Source organism: Coleofasciculus sp. F4-SAH-05 (assembly GCF_040222985.1).
Lineage (GTDB): Bacteria > Cyanobacteriota > Cyanobacteriia > Cyanobacteriales > Coleofasciculaceae > Coleofasciculus > Coleofasciculus chthonoplastes.
On sequence record NZ_JAVKBY010000059.1, the window covers coordinates 21,782 to 42,610 of the forward strand.

Consider the following 20,829-nt stretch of genomic DNA (forward strand, 5'->3'; position numbering starts at 1 on the left):
GCACCTTAGTGGAGAGAGACGCTGATCATGTCCGACTTGGTAACCCAAGAGACAACATCCCAAACTGTGGTAGGCTGGGAACCATCCATGCCGCCAACTGACTTAATCTTTGATGATGGGGAACCGTTGGAAAGTAATCGCCACCGTATTGCTATAAATGTTCTGATTCGGTCATTGCAGCAAGCTTATCTTGACCGCAATGATTTCTTCACCAGCGGTAATATGTTTATCTATTACAGCAGTGAACAGGTACGGAACCGAGATTTTAGAGGACCCGATTTCTTTGCCGTATTAAATGTTGACGGGACGACTGAACGGCAAGGTTGGGTTGTGTGGGAAGAAGGGGGGCGTTATCCTGATGTAATTGTCGAATTAATGTCTCCTTCTACGGCGTCTGCGGATACGGGGACGAAGAAAGATATTTATGAGCGTATTTTTAGAACACCGGATTACTTTGTTTTTAATCCCTTTGACCCCAATTCCTTACAGGGGTGGCATTTGGATGCGTCTCAACAGTATCAACCGTTAGTCGCCAATCAGCAGGGTTGGCTGTGGTGTCAGACATTGGGGTTATGGTTGGGAACTTGGCAAGGAACCATAGACCGAGAGACGGCGGTTTGGTTACGATTTTATGATCAAGATGGTAATCTTGTCCCCCTACCCGAAGAAGCGGCTCAACAACAAGGATTTCAACAAGGGACATTACGACAGCTATTGCGTATCCTCTCAACTCGCTTTGAACAGGTTCCGCCAGATGTTGAGCCACGTTTACAGGTACTGGAAGTCAATCAATTAGAGGATTTAGTGACGGTGGCTTTGACGGCACAAACCCTGGCAGAATTTGTCAGTAACGTGCCGGAAAGTTCATGATAAAATTAGACGCGATACGTCCTATCGGACACGCTTGCGCGATAGCAAGGTCTAATTTTGGTTTTGCTTTGATGAAGTGGGTTAAAACGGGTTGTGATCATCCCTTGGGTTATGTTTTGGGGCGCTGCGGTTGGATTTTGCCGAATGGGGATGTGATTGAACCGGATAATTGTTTCATTCGCGCTGAACGCATGTGGGATTATATGCGCCAGAATGGATTGACAAAGTTACCCGAATCATATCCAGAATTAGTACCAGATTTAATCATGGAATCTTGCTGCTGTACAGAAGCGGAAACTGACCCGAGTTCGTATCAAAAAGCGAAGCTGCAAATGCTGATGGAAATGGGGATGCCTGTGGGTATTTTTATTGAACCTAGGATAGATTAAAGCCCCCATACCACTCGGCGACTCGCCCTACCGACATTGATAAAAGGGCGAGTCAATATCAGTAATCCCTTACCCCATCTACACTAATCCAGCGACTCGCCCCTACACGACATTGAATAATTGAAGACGTTTTGATAGGAAACTCCATGATTTTGATACTGGGGAGTGATGTACAAACTCGTCAGTTTAGCAAATATAGGTCATGATCGATAGTGTAGCCTCATCGATTAACCTTCAATGAGTTTATTTACCAATGCGTCAACATCCAACCGCGATCGCACTTATTTCACTCCTAAGCTTAGGGAGTACGGCTGCATTAGCCACTAAGACTTACCCATCCCCGACACCGACTAAAGACTTATCCTTTGAGTTGAAAGCGATTGATAACCATTTTGACCCCCGCCAACTCCAACCCGGAGAGTTAATGTTTTGATATCAGTTTGTAGAGTCCAGATATGCTTAGGTGTGCATAGTCCTGTATAGGTTTTTCGGAACGGTGTATCGTGTCACACTCTCAACCATCGGCGATCGCACTAGGCAGCAATTTGGGGGATTCCCGTGCCATCCTAGAGGCGGCTATAGTCATGTTAGCGAAAACTCCCGATATCACGGTCACGTCTCAGTCTAGCTGGTATCAAACAGCCCCCGTTGGTCCGCCGCAGCCGGATTATCTCAATGGTTGTGTGATTCTAGACGTACAGCTAACCCCCCACGACGTATTACAAACCCTTATCAGCATCGAAAAACAGTTCGGGCGGGAACGGGGGGAAAGATGGGGACCGAGAACCCTAGACTTAGATATCTTATTATTCGATAATTTAATAATAGACACCCCTACCCTGCAAATCCCCCATCCTCGGATGACCGAACGAGCCTTTGTCCTGGTTCCCTTAGCCGAAATTGCCCCCGACTGGGTTGAACCGGTATCCGGATGTGCGATCGCACAACTCGTACAAAGGGTAGACTGTTCTGGAGTTCACCCCGTATAGTTAGACATGCCTCAAGGTAAAGAACCCCCTCAACTACTCAGACAACGCTTTGTTTATCAGGGACGCAAATTTAACTTTGAAGTTAATCACCTGCGTCTTCCCAATCAAGCCAAAGGCGACTGGGAATGCGTTCGTCACCCCGGTGGGGCGCTAGCGGTTCCTGTGACCCCAGAGGGGAAACTGGTACTCGTGCGTCAATATCGGTTTACGGTACAACGGCGGTTATTAGAGTTTCCGGCGGGTACGGTGGAACCTTTAGAAGATCCCGAAACCACAATCCAACGGGAAATCCAAGAAGAAATCGGGTATCGGGCGCACCGTTGGCAATCTTTGGGGAATTTTGCCTTGGCACCAGGGTATTCTGATGAATATATTTACGCATTTCTGGCGCAAGATTTAGAGAAATTGGAGACACCGCCAGGATTGGATGCGGATGAAGATTTAGAAACGGTGTTGATGACACCCGAACAATTAGAAAAAGCGATTCATGGGGGGGATGCGGTTGATGCTAAATCGATTTGTAGCTTTTACCTAGCGCGTCCGTTTTTGCAGCAATAGTGGGTTAATTGTTGTTGAAGATATCCGGGAAACCAACCGTAAGGGCGCACGTCAGTCATGCGTGTCAACTTAAGCCACAACCCCCTCACCCCCAGCCCCTCTCCCACCGGGGGAGAGGGGAGCTATTGGTTAGGTAGAAAAATAGGGTTGTGTGGCGAACATTGTAGAGACGTTGCATGCAACATCTCTACAACCTGAACGGAACATATATTATCTGAATTTGGTGCTTAATGATTGGATTCGTAGTCAGGGCTTTAGCCCTATTTTGTTGGGTTTCCTGGCGTTGATATAAATAAATGACGACTAGCGAAATTCATGGATTACGGCTAATCTAACACACCAGCCTTGAAAATTTGGTCAGCGTCTAACTCCAAGTCAGGAAACATTGGTGACACTAAATAATCTCCCCGTCGAAACTGTCTCATCTCGTAAGTTTCTCCTTTTAAATCGCAGATAGTAATCGTCGGCTGTTTAGGAGAACCAATAAAAAACGTTCCGCCTAAGCCCAGATAATCAACAATCCAATATTCCTGAATCCCCAAGGCTTGATAATCATCCACTTTGCGGGCATAATCATTTTGCCAATTTGTACTCACCACCTCAACCACTAACTTGACTGAAGTTCCCAGTGTAATAATCGGTTCACGTTGCCATAACGGTTCATCGCGTAGGGCAAGTCTATCTAGTACAATCACATCCGGTTTAAAGACTGAAGATTGACCTAAGGGTTTAATCAGACATCGCATCGGGATAAAGTAGGGTTGCTTAAGATGAGCGATGGCTAGGTTCAACTGCATGTTAATAAAGCCCGTTACCTGTTCATGCGGACCTGTTGGTTCCATGTCAACTAATTCTCCATCAATTAGTTCATAGCGAGGATGATCTCCGTATTCAGCAACAAACTCGTCAAATGTTAGTGATTTTGGTAGGATTTGAATCATCTGAAACTACACTACCTGTAAGTCGTTTGCTTTATCCTAACACTGACCCACAAGCATTAAAACGCCTTAGGTTGAAACCCAAGACTAAAAGCTAAAGTCAGCTAAAGTCAGCTAAAGCTGACTAGATAATAGTTTTAGCCCATTTTAATGCACTTGCTTGATTGATTAACCCGGAGGGCGGGTTTTGAATAAACGTTATAATCGACAGCGAAACCAGAAAGGCTAAACCCGCCCCTACCCATTCAAAACTCATCATTCATGACTGATCTGATTCTCTTCTGGCATCGCCGTGATTTACGAATTTCTGATAATATTGGTCTGGCTGCGGCTTGTCAAAAAAGCCAGAAGGTGATAGGAGTCTTTTGTCTTGACCCAGATATCCTAGAACGGGATGATATCGCCCCAGCACGAGTCACGTACATGATTGGTTGCTTACAGGAGTTACAACAACACTACGCTGAAGCGGGGAGTCAATTATTAATCCTGCATCAAAACCCTACTCAAGGAATTTCCGCTCTAGCTGACGCCCTCAAAGCTAAAGCGGTAGTCTGGAATCGAGATGTGGAACCTTATGCCCAAACGCGCGATCGCACGGTACAAGATGCCCTAGCAGAAAAAGGAATTGCGGTTGAATCATTCTGGGATCAACTCTTACACGCCCCCGGAGACATTCGCACCAATTCCGGCAATCCTTACAAAGTTTATACCCCATTCTGGAAAAACTGGAAAGACCACGCCAAAGCCGCCCCCGCTGAATCCTTAAAAAATGCTGAAGGACTCACCGAAACGGAACAGGATGTAGTGAAAAAAGTTGGCACAATTGAGTTACCTACGGCTAAAGATTTAGGGTTTACGTGGGACAATTCTCTAATGCTAGAACCGGGAGAGAAAGCCGCCCAGGAGAGACTAGAGGAATTTTGCGATCGCGCGATTGATGACTACCAACATCAACGCAATTTTCCCGCCATTGATGGTACATCCCGACTCAGCGCCGCCCTCAAATTTGGGGCGATCGGAATTCGCACGGTTTGGCAAGCCACCCAAACAGAGATAGAACGTAGCCGTAGCGATGAAACTCGTGATGGTATTCAAACTTGGCAACAGGAATTAGCTTGGCGAGAATTCTATCAACACGCCCTTTATTTCTTTCCGGAATTAGCAACAGGACCCTATCGCGACACCTTTCAAGATTTCCCTTGGGACAATGATAAAACCCTGTTTCAAGCGTGGTGTGAAGGTAGAACGGGTTATCCGATTGTTGATGCTGCCATGCGCCAATTAAATCAAACGGGATGGATGCATAACCGTTGTCGGATGATTGTTGCCAGCTTTTTAACCAAAGACCTAATTATTAACTGGCAATGGGGTGAAACGTATTTTATGCAAAAATTATATGACGGTGACTTAGCGGCTAATAATGGTGGCTGGCAATGGAGTGCCTCCAGTGGAATGGACCCGAAACCTTTACGAATTTTTAATCCAGCAAGTCAGGCACAAAAATATGACCCTGATGGGGAGTATATTCGCCAATGGTTACCCCAACTGAGTTCTCTAGATACAAAATATCTGGTGACGGGTAAAATTCCTGCGGATGAAAGTTCTAGTTGTGGCTATCCTCAACCCATCGTGGATCACAAAAAACGACAGCAAGAATTTAAACAGCGCTATCAACAGCAAAAAGGATAGTCATTCGTCATTTGTCATTCGTCATTTGTCATTCGTTGGGTTTTGAAGAATATTTACAGAACGTATTGGACGTTGGATAAATAGCGAAGGGGCACGCGCTATGCCCCCTATTTCCGAAGTGAAGGGTTAGAACTCTCGGATTTGGTCGGGGCGGGTTGAGTCATAGTTGGGTGACAAGAACTGTTAATGGTGAAACCCGCCCCTACACAATCAAAAATCAAGCTTATGGCGACAGACCATGGCATAATAGAGGACATTTGCTCAACTCACACACTCATAGGTACAGCGCAAGCCGATGTACCCCCTGCTTTATGGCAGTGTCTACTTTATCGTTCATTTCTTCGGGAGCGCGAGGCTAACGTGAAGATTTTGGTGGTTGGCAATGGGGGACGCGAACACGCCCTCGCCTGGAAACTGTTGCAATCTCAACGCATTAAACAAGTAATCTGTGTTCCTGGCAATGGGGGTACAGCGACAAATCCACAGTGTCAGAACCTGTCCTTACGAGTGGATGATTTTGCGGGAATTGCTCGGTTTGCTTTAGTTCATAATATTTCATTAGTGGTTGTGGGTCCGGAACTCCCTCTAGCATTGGGGATTACCGACTACCTACGTCGTCAAAACTTGGTGGTTTTTGGTCCAACTCAAGCCGGTGCCCAAATTGAATCGAGTAAGGCTTGGGCAAAAACGTTAATGCAGTCGGCTGGCGTTCCCACTCCTGGGTTTGCTATGTTTGCCGATAAGGATGAAGCGATCGCATACCTGAAACAGCAAGATGCCCCAATTGTCGTCAAGGCAGATGGTTTGGCAGCCGGAAAAGGGGTTACGGTAGCTCAAACCATTGAGGAAGCAGTGGCAGCGGTTGAGTTTCTGTTTAAGAATAAGTTTAAGGCTGTGGTCATTGAAGACTGTGTCACGGGTCAAGAGGTGTCTGTCTTGGCACTAACCGATGGCGTGACGATTCGTCCCTTATTACCCGCTCAAGATCATAAGCGGATTGGTGAAGGAGATACGGGTCCAAATACGGGAGGGATGGGCGCGTTTGCTCCCTCTCCCCTGGTGAATCCTAGCTTGATGGCACGGATTGAACAAGATATTCTCCAACCCACAGTTAAGGCGTTGCAAGAACGAGGAATTGACTATCGCGGGGTTCTCTACGCGGGATTAATGATTACCCCTCAAGGTGATCCCACGGTTCTGGAGTTTAATTGTCGCTTTGGTGATCCAGAAACTCAAGCGATTTTACCGTTACTTGAAACGCCTCTGCACGAGTTACTCTTGGCTTGTACCGGGCGGAAACTAGCAGAATTTCCGCCAATTAGCTGGCAATCTGGGGCGGCGGCTTGTGTGGTGGCGGCGGCGCAAGGGTATCCGGGGGCGTATCAGAAGGGTCATGTTATTAGTGGGATTGAACAAGCCCAGGAACGGGGAACTACGGTGTTTTGTGCCGGAACTCAGTTTAAAAAGGAACAGATGCTAACCGATGGCGGGCGCGTCTTAGCGGTGACAGCAACCGGGGAAACATTAGAGGGCGCGATCGCAGCCACCTATCGGGCGATAGACTGTATTGAGTTTGAGGGAATGTACTATCGTAAAGATATCAATGTTTGAGAGAATTAAGATAAGTTAAGAGAACGTTTCCGTTCACTGCTGATCAACCAATTTTGCTGGCTTTGTTGAAAACCTTCCGAGAGATACTGGGACGATGGTGGTCGGAGTTTACTCTCCAGACCCGATTAATGGCGGCGGCGACCTTAGCCGTCTCCCTGATTATGAGTGGCTTGACCTTTTGGGCGGTCAATACGATTCAACAAGACGCCCGGGTGAACGACACTCGTTTTGGTCGGGATTTGGGTCTACTGCTGGCGGCGAATGTCGCCCCTCAGATTGCCGAAAACAATCTCACCGAAGTCGCTCGCTTTTCTCACCGTTTTTATAGCAGTACCTCTAGTGTGCGCTATATGATTTACGCGGATGAGGATGGCAGAATTTTCTTCGGCATCCCCTTTTCTGAATCGGAAGTCCACAATTCTCTCTCCATTCGACGCCGGATTCAGCTTCCCGAAGACTACGCCAAAAACTCTGACCTACCGATGGTTCGGCAGCATGTCACCCCAGACGGGGAAGTGACGGATGTTTTTGTCCCCCTCACCCATGAAGGGAACTATCTCGGCGTTTTAGCCATTGGCATTAACCCCAATCCCACGGTTGTCGCCTCCTCGAATTTAACTAGAGATGTCACCATTGCTGTGTTTATCTCAATTTGGGTGATGGTGATTCTGGGCGCCGTATTTAATGCGTTGACGATTACCCAACCGATTAAAGAGCTGCTCACGGGTGTGAAAAATATTGCTGCAGGGAACTTCAAGCAGCGCATTGACTTACCCCTGGGTGGAGAACTGGGAGAACTGATTTCCAGCTTCAACGAAATGGCAGAACGCTTAGAGCGTTATGAAGAACAAAATATTGAGGAATTAACCGCAGAAAAAGCCAAACTGGAAACCTTGGTATCTACGATCGCAGATGGTGCTGTATTACTGGATACCACATTGAACGTGATTTTGGTCAACCCGACAGCACGGCGTATTTTTGGCTGGGATGGTCATACCCTAGTTGGCGAAAATCTGTTGCATCATCTACCGCCAGTCGTCAAGTCTGAACTGACGCGACCTCTGTATCAAATTGCTGGCGGCGAAACGACGGCGGAACGGGAAGGAGAGGAGTTCCGTATTACCCTGACTGAACCCACACTGCGTACTGTTCGGATTCTGCTGACGCGGGTGTTTGACCAATATCGCGAGAGCATTAAAGGTATTGCCATGACGGTGCAGGATATTACCCGTGAGGTTGAACTGAATGAGGCAAAGAGTCAGTTTATTAGCAATGTTTCTCACGAACTGAGAACGCCGTTATTTAACATCAAATCATTCATCGAAACCCTACACGAATACGGCGAAGACTTGAGCGAGGTAGAACGGCAAGAATTTCTGGAAACGGCGAATCGAGAAACTGACCGTTTAACTCGTCTGGTTAATGATGTTTTAGATTTGTCCAGATTGGAGACATCTTGCCGAATTTATCACTTTGAACCCGTAGATATTGCTGGACCCGTAGAGCAAACCCTCCGCACCTACCAGCTTAATGCCCGGGATAAAGGGATTGAACTGGTACAGGAAATTTCGCCTAAATTGCCTCCCGTGTTAGGGCATTATGACTTATTGCTGCAAGTCTTTGATAACTTAGTAGGCAACGCACTGAAATTCACAGAATCCGGGGGACGAGTAGTGATTCGTGCCTATCCCCTAAAACCCAATCCCCATCATCCGGATGAAATTCCCCAAGTTCGGGTGGAAATTTCTGATACAGGTATTGGGATTGATTGGGAGGATCAAGAAAACATTTTTGATCGATTTTTCCGCGTCGAGAATCGAGTTCATACCCTGGAAGGGACGGGTTTAGGGCTTTCCATTGTCCGCAATATTGTTGAAAAACATCACAGCCGAGTTTATTTAGTTAGTGAAGTGGGGATTGGTACAACCTTCTGGTTTAATTTGGATGTGTGTACCGAAAAAGACCAATCAATTGAGCAGCCTTCAGAAGACCACTTACTGACAACAGAAGATCACTTACAGCCAACAGAGACGGATGAGACAACGGCATCGGTGACGTAAAGTTTCACCGATTATAAACATGACTGTTCGGATTGCCGAAGAATTAGATATTCCGGAACTCGCACAATTGTATCAAGAAACGGTACTCGCGATCGCGCCGCACTATTACTCTCCTGAGCAAACTCAGATGTGGGCGTCGTTTGCCACAGATAATGTCAGGTTTGGCGAGTTCATTGTACAAGCGACTACATTTATCGCCACCGATGAAACCGGAAGTCTCGGCTTTGCCGGAATAGCCGATGATGGTCATATTACCGCCGTTTATGTCCGGCGCGATCTCATCCACCAAGGGATTGGTTCGACTCTGATGCAAACGCTCTTGGATTATGCCAAAAATCACAGGATTGAGCGCTTATATGCAGAAGCCAGTGAGTTTAGCTTGGGGTTGTTTAAAAAATATGGCTTTCACCACTATGATACGGAGATTGTCGAGCGTCAGGGTGTGGAGTTTAAGCGTTATTTAGTTGAGAAAATTCATTAACTAGACACGGCGATTAAAATCGCAGCTAGACAAACAAAGTCCGCCTACGCGGACTAATGAAATATTGAAAACCCGCGCAGGCGGGTTTCGTTTGTGTAGCTGCGTTTTCAACCGCCCAGCATATAGAGACTCAGGAGTTAGAGAGTAAAGTAAACACGATACTAACTGCAAGCAATCCCAGTAACCCGACTACGGCTGGGTGACGCTGACACCACAATTTTGCTGCTTGTAAGAGAGTACGACGCGGCATATCAATCGACTCAGGTTGGAGCGGAGACTGATCCTTATCCGTGTAAAGGGTACATTCTTTGGCATAGGGACGTTGAGGAAACGTACAAGTATCATCAGCATGATAGAGACAGGTTTGACACAAATACTCTTGTTCCACGGCTCGGTGTAAGGTAATACCCGGATGACCGTGGGCTTTGAAAATCATGCCACAATGAGGACAAGTAATTTCTCGATTACTGATAGATTGATGGCAACGGGGACAATTGGGCATCAGGTCTAACGTTAGCTGGGTGTTTGGGGTAATTTTCTCAAGGGAACAGGGAACAGGGAACAGGCAACAGGCAACAGGCAACAGGCAACAGGCAACAGGCAACAGGCAACAGGGAACAGTAAGGGTTTGAGGGCGGTTTACTTGCACTGGCTCCGGAGCGTGCCGTTTTATGCCAGTCCGACTACTTGTCGTTTCTGTGCCCCTGCTTCTCGCTTCAGGGCGGGTAAACACGGCAGCAGTTGTGGGCAAGATAGCACAAAATGGAACTGGGGGTTGGAATCAACCTCCCTTCCCCTATCCTGGGGTTAGCACGGAGTTACAGGAACAGCGTATGGATAATAGAGATTGGCTGAAGCAGTTATTGATGGTTGGTGTAGGCACAACGTCAATGGTCGCAGACAAACTACGAGAAGTTAGCGATGAATGGGTAAAAGATGGAAAAATTAATCCAGAGCAAGCCCAAGGATTCGTTGATGATATGGTGCAGCAGATCAAATCGGAGCAAGGTAACTTTGAAGTCAACATGGAACGACAGCTAAGGCATCTGTTGCAGGAGTTAGGTGTGCCTCGGCAAACGGAAGTGGATGAATTGCGGGGGCGCATTGATAGGTTGGAACGTCAAGTGCGGGATCTAGAAAATAAGCTGTGGCGTTAATAAAACATTGAATAGGAGGATAGATTTTGAGAGATATTCTAATCAGCTTAGGTGTTATTGTTGCCTGTGGATTGTTGTTGGTCGTGACTCAACTCAGTCGTGGGAGTGCAACCGCCGACGAACTCAACCCAACTCAACCTCAACCCCTAACCCAAGTTACCCAGGCTAAACCCATCCCTGAAAATCAATCAATTGCTATGAGTACGGATTCAACTGAGGAACAGAACACCGAGCAGGATGTTGTAACCACACCATCGGGTTTGAAATATATCGAACTCAAAGAAGGTGAAGGCGCACAACCCCAAAAAGGTCAAACCGTGGTGGTTCACTATACCGGAACCCTGGAGGATGGCACCAAGTTTGATAGTTCCCGCGATCGCAACCGTCCGTTTTCCTTTAAACTCGGTGTAGGACGGGTGATCAAAGGCTGGGATGAAGGCGTTGCCACGATGAAAGTGGGCGGACGTCGGCGGCTGATCATTCCCCCGGAATTGGGGTATGGTTCCCGTGGTGCAGGTGGCGTGATTCCGCCCAACGCGACTCTAATTTTTGATGTGGAATTACTCAAAATTAGCTAAAAACTTGTCCCGCCTCTCCCAGTCAGCTTCATTCTGACTTGAGCTTTTAGCCTTGGGTTTCCACCCAAGGCGGTTGGTGAGACTTACATAAACATAAGACGTAGCTTGCTTCTTTTCGGGAAGCGAGTATGACGAATGACGAAATAATCACTGATTGGGATTTGCAAGATTGCGGAAGCGAGTATACTGAGGGTCGAAAATCAACTTCACCACGCCAGTTGGACCATTGCGATGTTTGGAAATAATCACTTCGGTTATCCCTTGATCTGGCGTATCCGGATGGTAATACTCATCCCGGTACAACATAATCACTAAGTCCGCATCTTGCTCAATCGAACCCGACTCTCTCAAATCGGACATCATCGGTCGCTTATTCGTCCGCGCCTCTACCCCTCGACTAAGCTGAGATAAGGCAATCACAGGAGTATTCAGTTCACGGGCTAACCCTTTGAGAGAACGGGTAATCCTAGACAGTTCTTGGACTCGATTTTCACTACCACCCCCTTCCATTAACTGCAAGTAATCGATCAATACTAATCCCAGCGTTCCCCCTTGTTCTGCCTGGAGACGCCGCAGATTTGATCGCATCTGCATAACGGTGGGGTTAGGCGTATCCTCGATATAAATGGGTAATTCTGATAACGTTCCCAGCGCATGGGAGAGGGGTTCCCATTGATTTTGAGTAATTCGCCCCGTTCGCAAATAGTTACTTTCAATGCCCGCCTCGCTGGATAAAAGCCGCTGGACTAATTGCGCCTTGGACATTTCTAAACTAAAAATTGCGACAGGAAATCTATCGGCAATATTGCGAGCCATAGCCAACGCAAAGCTAGTTTTACCCATTGAGGGTCTTCCCGCCACAATAATTAAATCAGAACGCCCAAACCCACCCGTTATCGCATCCAAGTCATAGAAATTAGAGGGTATACCGGGTAAGGCAAGTCCTTCATGAAGCGTTTCGATTTCCTGAAAGGCTTGAATTAATGTCTCAGAGATTGGCACTAACCCTTGTTGTGGACGCACCTGAGTCAAATTGAAAATTTTCTGTTCCGCTTGGTCAAGAACAAAGTCCAACTCCTTATGTGTCTCGTAACCCAATTGAACAATCTCATTTCCCGATTGGATGAGTTGACGGCGCAGGTACTTATCCATCACCAACGCTGCGTAGCGGTCAATATTCACGGCTGACACCGTGCGTTCAATTAACTGCGCTATCTTGCTTTGACCCCCCACCTTGTCTAATAATTTATGGTCATACAACCACGAGGTAACGCTCATGAAATCCGTTGGCTTACCTTCATGGTGCAGAATGAAGGCAGATCTATAGATTTCTTGGTGAGCGCTAACGTAGAAGGCTTCTGGAGATAATAAATCTACCACTCGACTCATGGCTTCAGGATCAAGCATGATCCCACCCAAAATAGACTCTTCCGCCTCAATGTTTTGAGGCGGTATAGAGCTAGTGATGATTGAAAGGTTAAAGTTTGAAGCCATCGCCAGAGATAGCGAGTACAACCAGAGGGTAGGGGAGCAGGGGAGCGGGGTAGCGGAGGGCTGTAAGGTTCATACTTACTACTTGCAGGTAACTCTAATTTAATTTCCTCTGTCTTTCTTCCCCTAGAAGGGCGGGTTTAGTCAAGTTATCGGGACGGTGCCAAAACGTTATCGGTAAAACCCACCCCTACATCCGGAGTAGAGACTCCTCATGCTACGTCTCTACATCGGAGCAACGTGAATTTCTATAACCGCCGTAACTTCTGGATGCAGTTTGACTTGTGCCTTGTAGAAACCGAGCTTGCTGATATCGGGAAGCGTGATTCCCCGACGATCGACCTCTTGGTTTGTGGTTTCTTGAATGGCTTCTGCTACATCAGCTGCCGTAACCGTACCAAAGATTGCCTCTTGTTCACCCACTTGCTTGCGGATGGTAAAGCGACCTATGGTTTCTAATGCTGTCTTACGGGTTTCAGCTTGCTGCTTTTCTTCGAGTAAACGTTGTCGCTCTTGTTCTTTGCGCCGCTCAACTTGCTTGAGAATACCAGCAGTGGCTAACGTTCCTATCCCATGGGGAATTAAATAATTACGAGCATAGCCAGGAGCGACATCCACCAGTTCGCCGGATTTGCCTAGCTTTCTAACGTCTTGATTTAAAACTAACTGTACACGTTTTGCCATTGTCTTTTTTGGGTACGGGCTATTTAACTTAGATACTGATGCTCAGTCAGAATTTCAATCATACGAAAATTTGCGATCCGAGTGCAACTCCTAGAGTAGAGAGGTAGCATGCTACGTCTCTACACCCTGTGTTAAAACTGATCCTTCATTCCCCGCAATCGGGCAAAGGTTTGCACGGGTTCTGTACTGTTGACCGCTTCTTGGAGTGTCGGTTGTTCCCAGCGCAAAAAGGGATTCGTCAATTTTTCGACGCCCAGTAAGGAGGGGACTGTTGCCTCTTTTCGACGACGAGCCGCTTCAACGTCAGTATAGCGGCTTTGCAGGTCTGGGTTGTTGGGATCAACGGTTTGGGCAAATTTAAGATTCTTTAAGGTGTATTCATGGGCGCACCAGACACGGGTGTTGTCCGGTAACCTTCGCAGCTTACTCAAGGAATCAACCATTTGCTTGGGTGTCCCTTCAAAAAGTCTGCCACATCCTCCGGCAAATATGGTGTCACCACAGAATAATTCACCGACTTCATCGCTGGTGACAGGGGGAAAATAGTAGGCAATATGCCCGCTAGTATGACCGGGAACGAAAAATATCTCAGCCGTGCGATCGCTAAACTGAACCTCGTCTCCCTCTTGTAAAAATACCTGTTGTCCCGGAATTCTGTCCCGATCTTGGGTTCCACCATAGACACAGACATCAGGATACCGCTGGATTAATTCTTGATTTCCACCTACATGATCCCAATGATGATGAGTGTTAAAAATTGTTACTAACTCTGCACCCAGTTTTTCCAGATGCTGTAATACAGGTTGAGCCTCGGCTGGATCAACGACAGCAGCAATGTTCTGTTCAGGTTCATGCAGCAAAAAGATATAGTTATCTGAAAGGGCTGGTAGTCGATGGACTTGCATATTGAATCGTTACTCCTCAGAAAAGTCGGCTATCAATCATTTTCCCTATTCGACAGATAAACCACCTCAATGGCAAATCGTGTCAATAGGCATTAGATTAGAATGGAAATACTCGCATAGCCTTTAACCTTCATCCTATCTCTACTACCGCTCACTCAGCTTGAGATGACAAACCTCGGTTAACTAGGCTATCGTAGTCGAAAATCTAGGTCACCGCTAAAAAAGACTAACCGCCCATGGCAGGAACTGTTCAACGCCCCTCTAGTCCCGCGATCGCCCAAATTGTTGATCGGATTCTCGATACAGGTCAATTGAGCCGTTTAGAGTATCTTCAGTTGGTTACTACGATGCTTTCTGACTATAAAGTTACTGATGAAGAACGTAGTTATATCAATCGTGTCTTGGATGAACGGCAGGTTGGTCGTGTGCGGTTTTTGGAATAGCCATGCTCAAGATTTATTAATGTGTCACCTGTGTCATATCTTTAAATTAGTTATTACAAACGAGTGGTCAACAAAGTTTTTATATTGGCTCCGGATTTATCAGGAGGAGGAGGGACTAGAGCCTACCTCCTCGGTCAGGTATTACAGCAGCTCAACTACGACGTTAAAGTTGGCGGTTTTGTGTTCGGTCAAAGTCTATATCCTGTACCACCTGCGACGCTTCCTGTTCATTGGGTAAGGGGTTGTAATTATCCTCAAATTTTGCATTCAGCCCAAAACTTGCTCAAAGAAATTGAAGCAGATATCATCTATGCCATAAAACCTAGACCAACAAGTTTTGGTCTAGCCTTATTCAAACGCCTACAAACCCATCAACCAATCATTTTAGACATTGATGATTGGGAGTTAAGTTGGTTTGGTGCAGGTCAGTGGAAATATCATCCCACAATAAAACAGTTGGCGAGAGACCTACTCAAACCTAGTGGGGCCCTGAGGTTTCCCGATCATTGGCTCTATTTGCGGTGGATCGAGAAGCTAATTAATCGAGCCAATGCTGTAACGGTTGATACGCAATTTCTCAAACATCGTTTTGGAGGTATCTATCTGCCCAATGGAAAAGACACAAGACTATTTGATCCTCAGCGATTTGACCCGGAAATCAGTCGAGCGAAATATGGTTTGTCCAGTTATCGAGTGCTAATGTTTCCCGGTACAGCACGTCCTCATAAAGGTATTGAGGATGTTTTATTGGCACTAGACCAATTAAATCAATCCGATTTACGGCTGGTTTTAGTTGGAGGTCGAGATATTGGAGATGGCTATATTGAGCATCTCATGGAGAACGGCAAACGTTGGATCATTAAACTGCCATCAACCCCTGTGGATCAAATGCCCGAAATTGTAGCCGCCGCTCATCTGGTTGTTGTGCCTCAACGAGATACAATTACAGCTCATGCCCAATTCCCGATTAAGCTGACAGATGGTATGGCAATGGGCAAACCAATTTTATCCACCCGCGTTGGCGACATTCCAGAAATTTTAGCAGACACGGGTTATTTGGTCGATGCCAGTTCTCCTGAACAAATTGCTGATAAAATTCGGTGGATATTTCAAAACTACCAAGAAGCAATTGAGCGGGGAAAACAGGCGAGAAAAAGGTGTATGGAGTGTTACAGTATAGAGAAAATGGCAGATATACTATCTGAAGTGATTAGTCAATTATAGTTTTAAGTATTGACCATACTAAACAAATAAGACTCTATGGCTTCCAATTTATTATCAAAAGTTATTAGGCGATATCCAATTCGAGTGGCGATAACGGTTCTCTTAGGATTATCGGGTGGATTATTTAACGGTGTGGGTACAGCCCTAATCGCTCCGATCGTTTTAAATCTTTTAGGGATAGATTTAGATTTAAAAAGTGGTCCTCCTATTCTTAAGGCGATCATGTCACCCTTTAATAACCTGCCAGGAAATTATCGGCTGTTAGCGATGGCGGGAGCTATTGTGGGACTAATTCTATTAAAAAATATTTCTAATTATGCCAGTACATTAGCCTCCAGTTCGTTGAGACGCCGAATTACCTGTGATTTACGTGAAGCCGGCGTGAAATTATTACTCGACGTAGATATAGATTTTTACTCTCGCATGAAAGTCGGTGATCTCGTGAATCGCCTAGGGACAGAAATTGGTCGAGCTGCTGGGGAGGTTAGCACCATACTGAATATGATGGTGACGGTAACGAATGCCCTAGTATTTCTCGCCTTATTACTGGCTCTTTCCTGGGAATTGACATTAGCTTCAACAGTTTTAGTTGCTATTGTTGCGTTAGTCAATCAATACTCAATTAGTCGTGCCAAAGCATTTGGCAAACAGCTATCAAGTCTGTCAAAAGCTTATTCGATTGCCGTACTAGAAACGTTGAGCGGAATTCGACTGGTTAAAGCTACCGGTAATGATGAGAGAGAGTATCAACGAATCCAACAGCTAATCCGCGATCGCGAAAAGGCAGATTTTCAATCCCAGGCAAACAATGCAGCCATAGGACCTGTTGGTGAAGTGACTAGCATTGTCGGTTTGCTGACAATTGTGTTTATGGGGCGAATATTTTTTGCTAGTCAGATCGAGGCTCTATCGGCGGTATTACTAAGTTTTCTCATCTTACTGCAACGGCTCTTACCGTTAATTTCCCAATTAAACAGAGCGAGGGGTTCCTTAGCAAATAGTTCAGCCAGTGTGGAAGTGGCACATGACTTCTTGCGTCATGATAATAAGCCCTTTATGAACCAAGGTTCTCAGTCTTACCATCCCTTAAAAAAAGGAATTTATTTTCATCAGCTATCGTTTGCCTATCCGACTCAACCGAACAAGGTAGTGTTGCAAGAGGTTAATTTAGACTTACCTCGTGGGACAACATTAGCGTTAGTGGGAGCATCGGGTGCCGGGAAGTCAACGTTAGCGGATTTATTACCACGATTTTATGATCCCACAGAGGGGAGTATTAGCCTAGATGGAATTGATGTGCGGGAGTTTGATATCAAAAGTCTCCGTAATAATATGGGAATTGTTAGCCAAGATACATTTTTGTTCAATACCTCGGTTCACGATAATATTGCTTATGCTCGACCAGATGCTTCCAAAAAAGATGTCATTGAAGCGGCACGACGGGCGAATGCCTTAGAATTTATTGAACAACTCCCTGGGGGGTTTGATACGATGATTGGCGATCGCGGGGTGTTATTGTCAGGAGGACAGCGTCAGCGCCTTGCTATTGCTCGCGCTATTTTACAAAATCCGGATATCTTGATTCTGGACGAAGCTACGAGTGCATTAGATACGGTTTCTGAGCGTTTGGTGCAAGAAGCGCTGGAGGAATTGAGTCGCGATCGCACAACTCTGGTTATTGCTCACCGCCTTTCCACTGTGCAAAACGCCGATCAAATTGCGGTTTTAGAGAAAGGGTGTGTGATGGAAGTCGGGAAACATGACGAACTTTTACGCAAAGGAGGATATTATGCACGGTTGTATCAGATGCAATTTGCTGAACATCCCCAAGGTACGTCCACCCCAAATCCTGCTTTAATGAAAGCCTCTTACGAAGTCCGAACCATGCTTAACTCTATGATCGGTTCGATCCGGTTGTTAGCGGATGACTTAGTAGATAGTCCAGAAGAGGAGAATGAATTACTAGAAGAATCCTATAGTTCAGCCATTAATATCCTTAATACTATTGAATTGTTTGAGAATAGTGCTAAACTTGCCAGAAAATAGGCATTATTACCCTACTATCCAAATACTATTTTCCAATACTCTGAAATTATATGGAAGATGTGTAACTGGATCAATGAGCAACACGATGAGGGTCGAATAGTGATTGGAATTAATCCCAAAAACTCCAAGCTTTTTGAAGTTTATGTAAATACTTTACAGGCAATGTTTAATCAAAATAAAAAAATCAGTGTTATGCTTATACCACATGATTTTCGGGAGTACAAAGGAATCAGTGATGTAGTCCTATCAAATAGGATATTAAATGAGCTTACTCCCGAAATTAAACCTTATTGTATACAACTATTGTATACAACTTACAACGCCATGCCAAGCCGCACAGATTAAAGCGATAGTTGGCAAGCTAGATTTCGTCCTCAGTGGTAGGAGGCATCTGGCAATTGCATGTCTGAGACTATGCTTAGACATAGACTCATCCCAGCTAAACTTCTTCTTATTAGACTATTTAGAGAAAGTACAAGAATTATGTGGTTCTCTCATGAGAGAATTTTTTCCAGAGATTCAATCTATTAATGATGCTAAAATATAGGTCGAGTTTATGAGATGAAATCTGCCACAGCTTTGACCCGGATTTCTCACCACGATTCCCCAAAGGCTTATAAAGCCTGGATCAACGGTATAATAAGGCATTCAACACTCTGTCGAAATTCTTGGTTCGTCAGAAATGCCCAGAACCTGGTCTAGGTAAAGGTTTTCGGGAGTGCGATCGCAAAACTTGTGAGAAATCCGGGTTTGACTATCAGATGAACCCGCTAACCTGTCGTGCAGCCAAGCTCCAACTTGACATATCCTTAGCTAATGACAGATGATTATGGACTGCGTGTATATTCCTGCTCGGATCAGGTCAAGATATACCCAAAGCTGCTCAAATAAGTAGAGCGCCAGCGATTTACCGCTCCTCTACCTGAGGTAGGACTAACGTCAAAGCCGTCATAGTGAGTAAGTGAGTACAACCGCAAGCTAAATCGAGAGCACGCTTGCGTCTCCTCATCCTAATGACCTAATGCGTCAGTCCGAATCTCAAGATGAGCTAGCTACCTGTACGGCTACATTTAAGGACAATTCCATGAGTTACGCAATTATTGAGACAGGCGGAAAACAACTACGAGTTGAACCGGGTCGTTTTTACGACATTGAACTCCTCCCCGTTGAACCCGAAGAAAAAGTTACGATTGAACGGGTGTTGCTGGTTGAAAATGATGGTGATGTCACCATTGGTCAGCCTTGGGTTGATGGAGCAACCGTTGAAGGCACGGTAATGCGGCATTTTCGCGATCGCAAAATCCTGGTCTACAAGATGAAGCCGAAGAAGAAAACCCGCAAAAAGCGGGGACATCGCCAGGAAGTTACCCGTCTGATGGTTGATGCTATTAGTATGAATGGTTCAGTGTTAGCGGGTGCTAGCGCTGAATCCACAGAAACATCGACTCCGGCGACGCCTGTGGAGGTAATGCCACCAGAAGCGGAGGAGTCAGCCCCTGAAGCAACATCGGAAACTGCTCCAGAATAAGAAGAGGAATCCACTCACACCAAATCCGCCTTTATAACTCCATGCAAGAGGAGGCGATTGAAATCGCTGCTACACAAGCAAAGTCCGCCTGCGCGGACTAGGTTATAACGGGGGTAGCGTTCCCCGGATTTGGTATCACACCATTAAAACAAGAGGAGACTATGGCTCACAAGAAAGGTACAGGTAGTACTCGTAACGGTCGTGACTCTAATGCCAAGCGGCTAGGAGTTAAACGCTTTGGCGGTCAAGTTGTCAAAGCCGGTAACATTTTAGTGCGTCAGCGGGGTACCAAATTTCACCCTGGCACCAATGTTGGTCGTGGCAAAGATGATACTCTATTTGCCCTGATTGATGGCACGGTGACGTTTGAGAGAAAGGGTAAATCTGGCAAGAAAGTGAGCATTTATCCAGTTGCGGCTGAAGCTGAACTGGCAACAGCTCAGGTTTAAATTTGTAGGTTGGGTCTCTTCCCCATCCGCGTCAACTTAAGGTGAAAGCTCGGTTGAGCAAGGGTGTTGGGTGTCGGGTGTCGGGTGTCGGATGTCGGGTGTCTGTTGGAGGCTAAAAAACCTAACACCTACCACCATTGACCTCATCTATTCATCCACAACGTTTTTTCCAAACAGGAAACTTTAATACATAGTGAGGCAAAATTGCTAGCTCCCCCCACACCCCACACCCCATACCCAACACCCAGTATCCTATCGTGGGTAATGTGGCTTAAGTTGACACCAATGGCATTGCCCACCAGCCTACCAGTCAGTAACATTCTCTTCACAACAGTTAACGTGCAAAATTGGGATGCTCCCTTGGAGACGCTTGGCTTTCGGGTGGATTGAGTCGAGGGGGCTTTTTCTATAAATTCAGCTTACACAAATTAACCCCCGAAAAATTTAAGAGAATCTGATATCCTCAGTGAGTAATCCAGCAAAAATAATGTTGATTTGTTCCATAAATTAATGTAATATTCTTCTTTAAAAATTTCAAAATACGCTAGCACTAGCGGTAACAAATTATAGAGGACAAGGATTGGCTTAATACACCTTAATACAGCGCTTCGCGCTGCTATGAGGTACAGTAACAACAATGAGCAAACCAATTTCTTAAATGTTTAGGATTGATTAAATCAAGAGCTACAGCCAAAATTTTATCAATCATAGAACTGGTAGTAGGAGTAAAGCCCAGCAC

At 45.8% G+C, this 20,829-nt stretch carries 22 protein-coding genes; 17 read left to right on the forward strand and 5 right to left on the reverse strand.

Translation table 11 applies throughout. From position 1 onward, the window contains the following. Positions 1–27 precede the first annotated feature (27 nt). From RIG27_RS07015 to RIG27_RS07035, 5 genes are all read left to right on the forward strand, one after another. Positions 28–870, forward strand: a complete 843-nt coding sequence (locus tag RIG27_RS07015) for a Uma2 family endonuclease (protein ID WP_446343694.1) — start codon at positions 28–30, stop codon at positions 868–870. Between the two features lie 71 nt (positions 871–941). After that, positions 942–1,259, forward strand: coding sequence for a hypothetical protein (locus RIG27_RS07020; protein ID WP_446343695.1), 318 nt, complete (start codon positions 942–944; stop codon positions 1,257–1,259). A 253-nt stretch (positions 1,260–1,512) separates the two neighbouring features. After that, positions 1,513–1,692 carry a hypothetical protein gene (locus RIG27_RS07025; protein WP_446343697.1) on the forward strand — a complete coding sequence of 60 codons (180 nt, stop codon included), beginning with the start codon at positions 1,513–1,515 and terminating at the stop codon, positions 1,690–1,692. A 70-nt stretch (positions 1,693–1,762) separates the two neighbouring features. After that, positions 1,763–2,248 (forward strand): 2-amino-4-hydroxy-6-hydroxymethyldihydropteridine diphosphokinase, encoded by a 486-nt coding sequence (folK, locus tag RIG27_RS07030; RefSeq protein ID WP_446343699.1) that lies wholly within the window; start codon positions 1,763–1,765, stop codon positions 2,246–2,248. Between the two features lie 6 nt (positions 2,249–2,254). Continuing rightward, the gene (locus tag RIG27_RS07035) at positions 2,255–2,806 is read left to right on the forward strand and encodes an NUDIX hydrolase (protein ID WP_446343701.1); all 552 of its coding nucleotides are present in this window, start codon (positions 2,255–2,257) and stop codon (positions 2,804–2,806) included. Positions 2,807–3,132: 326 nt separating this feature from the next. On the opposite strand, the gene RIG27_RS07040 is transcribed toward RIG27_RS07035, so the two are convergent. Beyond that, positions 3,133–3,747, reverse strand: coding sequence for a Uma2 family endonuclease (locus RIG27_RS07040; protein ID WP_446343703.1), 615 nt, complete (start codon positions 3,745–3,747; stop codon positions 3,133–3,135). A 258-nt stretch (positions 3,748–4,005) separates the two neighbouring features. On the opposite strand from RIG27_RS07040, the gene RIG27_RS07045 reads away from it, so the two are divergent. The 4 genes from RIG27_RS07045 (at position 4,006) to RIG27_RS07060 (ending at position 9,585) form a co-directional block, all read left to right on the forward strand. Beyond that, positions 4,006–5,433 (forward strand): FAD-binding domain-containing protein, encoded by a 1,428-nt coding sequence (locus tag RIG27_RS07045; protein ID WP_446343705.1) that lies wholly within the window; start codon positions 4,006–4,008, stop codon positions 5,431–5,433. Positions 5,434–5,793: 360 nt separating this feature from the next. After that, a complete protein-coding gene (gene purD / locus RIG27_RS07050) occupies positions 5,794–7,044 on the forward strand; it encodes a phosphoribosylamine--glycine ligase (RefSeq protein ID WP_446343732.1) in 1,251 nt (416 codons plus the stop codon). A 53-nt stretch (positions 7,045–7,097) separates the two neighbouring features. Further along, positions 7,098–9,104 carry a two-component system sensor histidine kinase NblS gene (nblS, locus tag RIG27_RS07055; RefSeq protein WP_446343707.1) on the forward strand — a complete coding sequence of 669 codons (2,007 nt, stop codon included), beginning with the start codon at positions 7,098–7,100 and terminating at the stop codon, positions 9,102–9,104. A 19-nt stretch (positions 9,105–9,123) separates the two neighbouring features. After that, positions 9,124–9,585 (forward strand): N-acetyltransferase family protein, encoded by a 462-nt coding sequence (locus RIG27_RS07060; protein WP_446343709.1) that lies wholly within the window; start codon positions 9,124–9,126, stop codon positions 9,583–9,585. Positions 9,586–9,715: 130 nt separating this feature from the next. Here the strand turns inward: RIG27_RS07060 and RIG27_RS07065 are convergent, their stop codons facing one another. Beyond that, positions 9,716–10,087 carry a hypothetical protein gene (locus RIG27_RS07065; RefSeq protein ID WP_446343711.1) on the reverse strand — a complete coding sequence of 124 codons (372 nt, stop codon included), beginning with the start codon at positions 10,085–10,087 and terminating at the stop codon, positions 9,716–9,718. A gap of 331 nt (positions 10,088–10,418) precedes the next feature. Here RIG27_RS07065 and RIG27_RS07070 point away from each other — a divergent pair, with 331 nt between their 5' ends. Then, complete coding sequence (locus RIG27_RS07070; RefSeq protein ID WP_044209078.1) at positions 10,419–10,742, forward strand: phasin family protein; 324 nt, start codon at positions 10,419–10,421, stop codon at positions 10,740–10,742. 26 nt (positions 10,743–10,768) lie between these two features. Continuing rightward, the gene (locus tag RIG27_RS07075) at positions 10,769–11,320 is read left to right on the forward strand and encodes an FKBP-type peptidyl-prolyl cis-trans isomerase (RefSeq protein WP_446343713.1); all 552 of its coding nucleotides are present in this window, start codon (positions 10,769–10,771) and stop codon (positions 11,318–11,320) included. A 147-nt stretch (positions 11,321–11,467) separates the two neighbouring features. Here the strand turns inward: RIG27_RS07075 and dnaB are convergent, their stop codons facing one another. From dnaB to gloB, 3 genes are all read right to left on the reverse strand, one after another. Continuing rightward, complete coding sequence (dnaB, locus tag RIG27_RS07080) at positions 11,468–12,814, reverse strand: replicative DNA helicase (RefSeq protein ID WP_446343715.1); 1,347 nt, start codon at positions 12,812–12,814, stop codon at positions 11,468–11,470. 222 nt (positions 12,815–13,036) lie between these two features. Beyond that, the gene (rplI, locus tag RIG27_RS07085) at positions 13,037–13,495 is read right to left on the reverse strand and encodes a 50S ribosomal protein L9 (protein ID WP_446343717.1); all 459 of its coding nucleotides are present in this window, start codon (positions 13,493–13,495) and stop codon (positions 13,037–13,039) included. A gap of 131 nt (positions 13,496–13,626) precedes the next feature. Further along, the gene (gene gloB / locus RIG27_RS07090) at positions 13,627–14,400 is read right to left on the reverse strand and encodes a hydroxyacylglutathione hydrolase (protein WP_446343719.1); all 774 of its coding nucleotides are present in this window, start codon (positions 14,398–14,400) and stop codon (positions 13,627–13,629) included. Positions 14,401–14,636: 236 nt separating this feature from the next. Here gloB and RIG27_RS07095 point away from each other — a divergent pair, with 236 nt between their 5' ends. The 6 genes from RIG27_RS07095 to rpmA all read left to right on the forward strand — a co-directional run bounded on the left by RIG27_RS07095 (position 14,637) and on the right by rpmA (position 20,090). Then, the gene (locus RIG27_RS07095) at positions 14,637–14,843 is read left to right on the forward strand and encodes a hypothetical protein (protein ID WP_446343721.1); all 207 of its coding nucleotides are present in this window, start codon (positions 14,637–14,639) and stop codon (positions 14,841–14,843) included. A 63-nt stretch (positions 14,844–14,906) separates the two neighbouring features. Beyond that, positions 14,907–16,067 carry a glycosyltransferase family 4 protein gene (locus RIG27_RS07100; RefSeq protein ID WP_446343723.1) on the forward strand — a complete coding sequence of 387 codons (1,161 nt, stop codon included), beginning with the start codon at positions 14,907–14,909 and terminating at the stop codon, positions 16,065–16,067. Between the two features lie 36 nt (positions 16,068–16,103). Then, on the forward strand, positions 16,104–18,113 hold the full coding sequence (locus tag RIG27_RS07105) for an ABC transporter ATP-binding protein (protein ID WP_446343725.1): 2,010 nt from the start codon (positions 16,104–16,106) through the stop codon (positions 18,111–18,113). A 99-nt stretch (positions 18,114–18,212) separates the two neighbouring features. After that, a complete protein-coding gene (locus tag RIG27_RS07110) occupies positions 18,213–18,458 on the forward strand; it encodes a hypothetical protein (protein ID WP_446343726.1) in 246 nt (81 codons plus the stop codon). A 739-nt stretch (positions 18,459–19,197) separates the two neighbouring features. Then, positions 19,198–19,641, forward strand: coding sequence for a 50S ribosomal protein L21 (gene rplU, locus RIG27_RS07115; protein WP_446343728.1), 444 nt, complete (start codon positions 19,198–19,200; stop codon positions 19,639–19,641). Positions 19,642–19,802: 161 nt separating this feature from the next. Further along, on the forward strand, positions 19,803–20,090 hold the full coding sequence (rpmA, locus tag RIG27_RS07120; RefSeq protein ID WP_446339739.1) for a 50S ribosomal protein L27: 288 nt from the start codon (positions 19,803–19,805) through the stop codon (positions 20,088–20,090). The last annotated feature ends 739 nt before the right edge of the window (positions 20,091–20,829 follow it).

Coding starts and splice junctions, on each gene's coding strand:
- RIG27_RS07060 (WP_446343709.1), top strand. CDS start 9,124: ATGACTGTTCGGATTGCCGAAGAATTAGATATTCCGGAACTCGCACAA.
- RIG27_RS07045 (WP_446343705.1), top strand. CDS start 4,006: ATGACTGATCTGATTCTCTTCTGGCATCGCCGTGATTTACGAATTTCT.
- rplU (WP_446343728.1), top strand. CDS start 19,198: ATGAGTTACGCAATTATTGAGACAGGCGGAAAACAACTACGAGTTGAA.
- RIG27_RS07040 (WP_446343703.1), bottom strand. CDS start 3,747: ATGATTCAAATCCTACCAAAATCACTAACATTTGACGAGTTTGTTGCT.
- RIG27_RS07095 (WP_446343721.1), top strand. CDS start 14,637: ATGGCAGGAACTGTTCAACGCCCCTCTAGTCCCGCGATCGCCCAAATT.
- rpmA (WP_446339739.1), top strand. CDS start 19,803: ATGGCTCACAAGAAAGGTACAGGTAGTACTCGTAACGGTCGTGACTCT.
- dnaB (WP_446343715.1), bottom strand. CDS start 12,814: ATGGCTTCAAACTTTAACCTTTCAATCATCACTAGCTCTATACCGCCT.
- gloB (WP_446343719.1), bottom strand. CDS start 14,400: ATGCAAGTCCATCGACTACCAGCCCTTTCAGATAACTATATCTTTTTG.
- RIG27_RS07105 (WP_446343725.1), top strand. CDS start 16,104: ATGGCTTCCAATTTATTATCAAAAGTTATTAGGCGATATCCAATTCGA.
- RIG27_RS07035 (WP_446343701.1), top strand. CDS start 2,255: ATGCCTCAAGGTAAAGAACCCCCTCAACTACTCAGACAACGCTTTGTT.
- RIG27_RS07065 (WP_446343711.1), bottom strand. CDS start 10,087: ATGCCCAATTGTCCCCGTTGCCATCAATCTATCAGTAATCGAGAAATT.
- RIG27_RS07070 (WP_044209078.1), top strand. CDS start 10,419: ATGGATAATAGAGATTGGCTGAAGCAGTTATTGATGGTTGGTGTAGGC.
- RIG27_RS07020 (WP_446343695.1), top strand. CDS start 942: ATGAAGTGGGTTAAAACGGGTTGTGATCATCCCTTGGGTTATGTTTTG.
- RIG27_RS07025 (WP_446343697.1), top strand. CDS start 1,513: ATGCGTCAACATCCAACCGCGATCGCACTTATTTCACTCCTAAGCTTA.
- RIG27_RS07015 (WP_446343694.1), top strand. CDS start 28: ATGTCCGACTTGGTAACCCAAGAGACAACATCCCAAACTGTGGTAGGC.
- rplI (WP_446343717.1), bottom strand. CDS start 13,495: ATGGCAAAACGTGTACAGTTAGTTTTAAATCAAGACGTTAGAAAGCTA.